The 7557-nt window shown below is 70.9% G+C and carries 4 protein-coding genes; 2 read left to right on the top strand and 2 right to left on the bottom strand.

The window, feature by feature from the left end:
* Both WH07_RS34065 and polA read right to left on the bottom strand, forming a co-directional pair.
* On the bottom strand, positions 1 to 1011 hold a 1011-nt coding region (locus WH07_RS34065), incomplete at its 3' end, for a lytic transglycosylase domain-containing protein (RefSeq protein ID WP_046508740.1).
* Positions 1012 to 1312: 301 nt separating this feature from the next.
* Complete coding sequence (gene polA / locus WH07_RS34060) at positions 1313 to 4021, bottom strand: DNA polymerase I (RefSeq protein WP_046508738.1); 2709 nt, start codon at positions 4019 to 4021, stop codon at positions 1313 to 1315.
* A gap of 155 nt (positions 4022 to 4176) precedes the next feature.
* Here polA and WH07_RS34055 point away from each other — a divergent pair, with 155 nt between their 5' ends.
* Together WH07_RS34055 and WH07_RS34050 are read left to right on the top strand one after the other, a co-directional pair.
* Positions 4177 to 6486, top strand: a complete 2310-nt coding sequence (locus WH07_RS34055; protein ID WP_046508736.1) for an FdhF/YdeP family oxidoreductase — start codon at positions 4177 to 4179, stop codon at positions 6484 to 6486.
* Positions 6487 to 6676: 190 nt separating this feature from the next.
* On the top strand, positions 6677 to 7153 hold the full coding sequence (locus WH07_RS34050; RefSeq protein ID WP_046508734.1) for a PaaI family thioesterase: 477 nt from the start codon (positions 6677 to 6679) through the stop codon (positions 7151 to 7153).
* The last annotated feature ends 404 nt before the right edge of the window (positions 7154 to 7557 follow it).

Genomic DNA, 7557 nt, shown 5'->3' with positions numbered 1-7557 from the left:
GCCGAGCCCCGGCCCCGGCCCGACCACTCCCGCCAAGCCCGGCGCCGGCGGCTTCGGGGTGCCGACCACGGGGGGCTTCGAGGGGCTGGTGCCCGGCTTCGTCGGCTTGGCGCCGGGCTTGGCGGGAGTGGTCGGGCCGGGGCCGGGGCTCGGCGACATACCGGGGCCGGGGTTGCCGGGTCCGGGGCCGACGGGCAGCACGCCGGTGCCGTCCGGGACGACGTGCGTCCCGTTCTTGTAGTACTCGAACCAGGACAGGACCGTGTTCAGGTACTCCTGCGAGTGGTTGTAGCCGAGGATCGCCTGGTGCAGGTCGGCCTCGATCGAGAGGTCACGGTTGCCGGCGCACAGATACTGTCCGGCGGCCAGTGCCGCGTCGTAGATGTTGTTCGGGTCCTTGCGCCCGTCGTTGTTGGCGTCCTGGCCCCAGGTGGCCCAGGTCGACGGGATGAACTGCATGGGGCCGACCGCGCGGTCGTGGGTCGTGTCCCCGTCGTACGCGCCGCCGTCGGTGTCGGTGATGTTGGCGAAGCCGACACCGTTGAGGACCGGGCCGAGGATCGGCGACAGCGTCGTACCGAAGGCGTCGACGCGCCCGCCGCGCGCCTGTCCGGACTCGACCTTGCCGATGGCGGCGAGGAGTTGCCAGGGCAGGTTGCAGCCGGGGCTGCTCTCCTTGAGGGCCTGCTCGGCCTGCCGGTACGCGGCGAGCACGGTGGCCGGAATGCCCGCTTCCGCCGGTCCTGTGATGGCGGGCAGATCGATCGAGGTGCCCGGTGCGTCGGGCGTCGTCAGCGGCGGAAGCTCGGTGTAGTACGGGGAGTTGCCGCTGACCGGGGTGCCGGGAGGCGGGGTCGCGTCGGCCGCCTGGGCGTTGCTTCCGGTGTCGGTGTCCGTGTCGGTGGGGATCGCGCCGGGTGCCTGCGAGGCGGACAGCGCGGCGATCGCCGCCGCGGCCACCGCCGTCGTCGTGGCTCCTCTGCGCAGTCGGCGGCCGAATAGCGCTGCCATGAGTCTGGTCCCTCCCGGTGGACGGCTGTTCGCGCTCCCCGCGCGTGGACTCAGGCGACACTACGTCAACTCCATGCCCCAGCACACCGGGGCGTGACCGGTATTCACCAGTTCGCCACCTCCCGGCCCCTCAAGTGCCTCTGGCCCCGGTATGAAGAATCCCCGAGGCCATCCCCTGTTCAGGCGCCCCGCCGTAACACTCCCGCAGCAGAAGCGGCCCCGGCGCCCGGACTCTCGTTTTGGCGCGCCGGGACCTCCCGTACAGCTCCTACCGCTCGTCGCGCAAACGCGGCTTTCGCCGTCAGTGCGCGGCCGACTCCCAGTCCGTACCGACGCCGATCGAGACATCCAGCGGCGCGCTCAGCTCGACCGCGCTCGACATCTCGCGCCGCAGCAGCTCCTCGACCTGCTCGCGCTCGCCCGGCGCGATCTCCAGGACGATTTCGTCATGGACCTGGAGCAGCATCCGCGACTCCAGTGCGGCTTCGGTCATCGCGCGGTCGACCTTGAGCATGGCGACCTTGACGATGTCCGCCGCGGTGCCCTGGATGGGGGCGTTGAGCGCCATCCGCTCGGCCATCTCGCGGCGCTGGCGGTTGTCGCTGTTGAGGTCCGGGAGATAGCGGCGGCGGCCGAGCATCGTCTCCGTGTAGCCGGTGGCCCTGGCTTCCACGACCGCGCGGTGCAGATAGTCCCGTACGCCGCCGAAGCGCTCGAAGAACGTCTCCATCAGTCCGCGCGCCTCGGCCGCCTCGATGCTGAGCTGCTGGGAGAGGCCGAACGCCGAGAGCCCGTAGGCCAGTCCGTACGACATCGCCTTGATCTTGCGGCGCATCTCGGGGTCGACCGCGGACTTCGCCACGCCGAACACCTGGGAGGCGACGGTGGTGTGCAGGTCCTCGCCGGAGGTGAACGCCTCGATCAGCCCGGCGTCCTCGGAGAGATGGGCCATGACCCGCAGCTCGATCTGGCTGTAGTCGGCCGTCATCAGCGATTCGTATCCCTCGCCGACCACGAAGCCGCGGCGGATCGCCCGGCCCTCGTCGGTGCGGACCGGGATGTTCTGGAGGTTGGGGTCGGTGGAGGAGAGCCGTCCGGTCGCCGCCACCGTCTGGTTGAAGGTGGTGTGGATACGGCCGTCCGCGGCGATCATCTTGATCAGGCCCTCGACGGTGACCCGCAGCCTCGCCTGCTCGCGGTGGCGCAGCATGATCACGGGCAGCTCGTGCTCGGTCTGGGCGGCGAGCCAGGCCAGGGCGTCGGCGTCCGTCGTATAACCGGTCTTGGTCTTCTTGGTCTTCGGCAGGCCCAGTTCGCCGAAGAGGACTTCCTGGAGCTGCTTGGGCGAGCCGAGATTGAACTCATGGCCGACCGCGGCGTGCGCCTCCTTCACGGCCTGCTGCACCGCGCCCGCGAACTGCTGCTCCATGGCCTCGAGATGGGCCCGGTCGGCGGCGATGCCGTGCCGCTCCATCCGGGCGAGCAGCTCGGAGGTGGGCAGCTCCACCTCGTCGAACAGGCCGGTCGCGCCGACCTCGCCGAGCCGCTCGGTGAACGCGTCGCCGAGGTCGAGGACGGCACGGGCCTGGGTCATCAGCGCCTCGGCCTCGGCCTGCTCGTCCGCGCCGAACGCGAGCTGTCCGTCGGCGGCGGCCGGGGCCAGCTCACGGCCCAGGTATTCGATCGCGAGGGCGTCCAGCGCGAAGGAACGGCGGCCGGGCTTGACCAGATAGGCGGCGAGCGCGGTGTCCATGGTGACGCCGCCGACCCGCCAGCCGTGCTCGGGGGCGACCCGCATCGCGCCCTTCGCGTTGTGCATGACCTTGGGGCGGTCCGGGGCGGCGAGCCACTCCGCGAAGGCGCTTTCGTCGGCCTCGTCGAGCTGGGAGGGGTCGAACCAGGCGGCGGCTCCGCCGGCCGCGGCGAGCGCGACCTCGCTGACGCTGCCCGCGCCCAGCGCCCAGGTGTCGACCGTGACCATGCCGAGCGGCTGCCCGCCGTGCTCGGCCAGCCAGGGCGCCAGCTCGCCGGAGCCCAGCACCGCGCCGTCCAGCTCGACTCCGGCGGCGGGCGCCGGGGCCTCGTCCTCGGCGGCGCCCGGGTCCACCGCGAGCAGCCGCTCGCGCAGGCTCGGGTTCCGGATCTCCAGCACGTCCAGCACCCGCTTCACGGCCGCCCGGTCGTACGGCGCGCGCTCCAGCTCCGGCGCGGTCCTGGGCAGCTCGACATCGCGCACCATCTCCGTGAGCCGGCGGTTGAGCCGCACCGACTCCAGGTGGTCGCGGAAGTTCTGCCCGGCCTTGCCCTTGATCTCGTCGGCGCGCGCGGCCAGCTCCTCGAACGAGCCGAACTGGTTGATCCACTTCGCTGCGGTCTTCTCACCGACCCCGGGGATACCGGGGAGGTTGTCGGACGGATCGCCGCGCAGGGCCGCGAAGTCCGGATACTGCGCGGGCGACAGGCCGTACTTCTCCTGGACCTTCTCCGGGGTGAAGCGGGTCAGCTCGGAGACGCCCTTGGTCGGATACAGCACCGTGGTGTGCTCGGTGATGAGCTGGAACGAATCGCGGTCGCCGGTGACGATCAGCACCTCGAAGCCCTCGGCCTCGGCCTGGGTGGCGAGCGTCGCGATCACATCGTCCGCCTCGAAGCCGTCGACCGCGAAGCGGTGCGCGCTCATCGCGTCGAGCAGCTCCCCGATCAGCTCGACCTGTCCCCTGAACTCGTCGGGGGTCGCCGAGCGGTTCGCCTTGTACTCGGGGAACTCCTCGGAGCGCCAGGTCTTGCGCGAGACGTCGAAGGCGACGGCGAAGTGCGTGGGCGACTCGTCGCGCAAGGTGTTCGCCAGCATGGACGCGAAGCCGTAGATGGCGTTGGTCGGCTGACCGGTCGCGGTCGTGAAATTCTCCGCGGGCAGCGCGAAGAACGCCCGGTACGCCAGGGAGTGCCCGTCCATGAGGAGCAGGCGCGGACGGTTGTCTGGGGTCTTCTTCGACGCTGTCTCAGCCACAGACCCGATCCTGCCACGTCGCACTGACAACGCCGCGCCAGCAAGACAACCCCGGCCCGCAATGAGCCCGATACCGGCCGGACGTAACGTTGCCATAGAGGCGTGGGAGAATTGAATACTGTAGACAGTCGACACTTAGGCACAAGGAGAGCGTGATGGCCAGCAAGCCGCCAGCAGGTGATCCGGCACAGGACTCGCCGCGGGTAACGGCCCCCAAACACGCCGCGGCGGGAATCCCCGCCGTCGTGCATTCGCTCCTCATCTCACACCAGCAGATGGGAGCGCGAAGGACCGCCCAGACGCTCCTCAAGGTCAACCAGAAGAACGGCTTCGACTGCCCGGGCTGCGCCTGGCCCGAGGGCGATCACCGGCACACCGCCGAGTTCTGCGAGAACGGCGCGAAGGCCGTCGCGGAGGAAGCCACGCTGCGCCGGGTCACCCCCGAGTTCTTCGCCGCGCACTCCGTCTCCAGCCTCGCCGGCCGCAGCGGCTACTGGCTGGGGCAGCAGGGCCGGATCACCCACCCCATGCTCCTGGAGCGGGGCACCGGCGACGAGGACGGTGAGGACGGCGACCACTACAGACCGGTGAGCTGGGAGCAGGCCTTCGCGCTCATCGCCGAGGAGCTGACCGCCCTCGACTCCCCCGACGAGGCCCTCTTCTACACCTCGGGCCGCACCAGCAACGAAGCGGCGTTCCTGCTTCAGCTCTTCGCCCGCGAGTACGGCACGAACAATCTGCCGGACTGTTCCAACATGTGCCACGAGTCGTCCGGCTCCGCACTGGTGGAGACCATCGGCATCGGCAAGGGCAGTGTCTCCCTGGAGGACCTGCACCAGGCCGACCTGATCATCGTGGCCGGGCAGAACCCGGGCACCAACCACCCCCGGATGCTCTCCGCGCTGGAGAAGGCCAAGGCGGCCGGCGCGAAGATCATCTCCGTCAATCCGCTGCCCGAGGCCGGTCTGGAGCGGTTCAAGAACCCGCAGACCCCCCAGGGCATGGTCAAGGGCGCCGCCCTCACCGACCTCTTCCTCCGGATCAGGATCGGCGGCGACCAGGCCCTCTTCCGGCTGCTCAACAAGCTGATCCTGGGCACGCCCGGCGCGGTCGACGAGGAGTTCGTCGCCGAACACACCCATGGGTACGAGGAGTTCGCGGCCGCCGCCGAGACCGCCGACTGGGACGAGACCCTGACCGCCACCGGACTGGAGCGCGCCGAGATAGAGGAGGCGCTCGCCCTCGTCCTCGCCTCGCGGCGCACCATCGTCTGCTGGGCGATGGGCCTGACCCAGCACAAGCACTCCGTTCCGACCATCCGCGAAGTCGTCAACTTCCTGCTGCTGCGCGGCAACATCGGACGGCCCGGCGCCGGGGTCTGCCCGGTGCGCGGACACTCCAATGTGCAGGGCGACCGCACCATGGGCATCTTCGAACGGCCCGACCCGGCCTTCCTGGACGCCCTGGACAAGGAGTTCGGCATCACCTCGCCGCGCCACCACGGATATGACGTCGTACGGGCCATCGAGGCGCTGCGCGACGGCAAGGCCAAGGTGTTCTTCGCCATGGGCGGGAACTTCGTCGCCGCGTCTCCTGACACCGATGTCACCGAGGCCGCGATGCGCCGCGCCCGGCTCACCGTGCATGTGTCGACCAAGCTCAACCGCTCGCATGTGGTGACCGGCACGCGGGCGCTGATCCTGCCCACCCTGGGCCGTACCGACAAGGACTTCCAGGCGGGCGTCCGGCAGATCGTGACCGTGGAGGACTCCATGGGCATGGTGCACGCCTCCCGGGGCAATCTGGCACCCGCAAGCCCCTATCTCCTCTCCGAGCCGGCCATCGTCACCCGGCTCGCACGTGCCACGCTCGGCCCGGCCTCCATGACCCCGTGGGAGGACTTCGAGAAGGACTACGCGAACATCCGGGACCGGATCGCCCGGGTGATCCCCGGCTTCGAGGACTTCAACGAGCGCGTGGCCCGGCCCGGCGGCTTCGCGCTGCCGCACGCCCCGCGCGACGAGCGGCGCTTCCCCACGGCCACCGGGAAGGCCAACTTCACCGCGGCGCCGGTCGAGTACCCGAAGCTCCCCGAGGGCAGGCTGCTCCTCCAGACCCTGCGCTCGCACGACCAGTACAACACCACGATCTACGGGCTCGACGACCGCTACCGCGGCATCAAGGGCGGCCGGCGAATCGTCCTGGTCAACCCGGCGGACGCGGCCGAACTGAAGCTCCCCGACGGCTCGTACACCGATCTGGTCAGTGAGTGGAAGGACGGGGTGGAGCGGCGCGCCCCGGGTTTCCGGGTCGTCCACTACCCCACCGCCCGGGGCTGTGCGGCCGCCTACTACCCGGAGACGAACGTGCTGGTGCCCCTCGGGGCCACGGCCGACACGAGCAACACCCCGACGAGCAAGTCCGTCATCGTCCGCTTCGAACGGACCGGCGGGGAGGCGGCCTGAGACACGGCCGCCGGGCCGCGCCCGGCCGGGTCCCGCACACCCGGCCCCGCCCGCGGGCCGGCCGGGCCGCAAGGACTTGCGATCCCCGTCTAAGCGTTCGCTCAGTCATCTGATAAGCAGGATGGTGCACCGCACAGAAGTGCGGTGCACCGCCGAACGACCGCAGACGATCCGATCGGAGCCCGGGCCCATGGGTGAGCACTCCACCACGACGTTCCCGCAGGACATCATCGACGAGTACTCCGCGCTCGGAGTCGACCTGCCCGCGCTCTTCTCCGCCGGCCACCTCGGAAACCGCATGGGCGTGGAGATCGTCGAGGCGTCCCCCGAGCGCGTCGTCGGCACCATGCCCGTCGAGGGCAACACCCAGCCGTACGGGCTGCTGCACGGCGGCGCCTCGGCGGTCCTCGCCGAGACCCTCGGCTCGGTCGGCGCGATGCTGCACGGCCGCAGCTCCAAGATCGCCGTGGGGGTGGACCTCAACTGCACCCACCACCGCGGGGTCCGCACCGGCATCGTCACCGGCGTCGCGACCCCCGTGCACCGGGGGCGCACCACCACGACGTACGAGATCGTCATCACCGACGAGCAGGACAAGCGGGTCTGCACGGCCCGGCTGACCTGCCTGCTGCGCGACGTGGCCCCGGCAGCCGGCACCGAAGGCTGAGCACGCCAGCCCCCGAGCCGTACGGAGGGGGTCAACGGCCGTCGGCGGACGCGGTGTTGCCCGTACGGCCCCACCGCCGCCGGCCCCGGCCCCGCACCTCGCAGAACGCGGCCCCACGCACCGCGCGAAACGGGCACCGCGGACCCCCGGACGGACGCCCGGAGCGGGCATCCGGGCACCGCGGGCGCCCGAGGCGGGCACCGGGCAGCCGCCCGCCCGCCGCGAACACCCCGCTTCGTCACCTTCCGTAGCGGCTCTGGCCTACGGTCCATTGTGGGTCCGGGCATTGACGGCTAGCGTCATGACATGACCGGCATAGGCCCCGTGGAAGCGGGAGCGGACACCCTCCTCCGGCCCCCGCCCGCACCGGCACCACCGGTCCCGGCCGCCCGCCGCCGCACCAC

Source organism: Streptomyces odonnellii (assembly GCF_000981895.1).
Taxonomy (GTDB): Bacteria; Actinomycetota; Actinomycetes; order Streptomycetales; family Streptomycetaceae; genus Streptomyces; species Streptomyces odonnellii.
The sequence above is the reverse complement of the archived record's forward strand: the minus strand, read 5'-3'. Positions and strand labels throughout refer to the sequence as shown.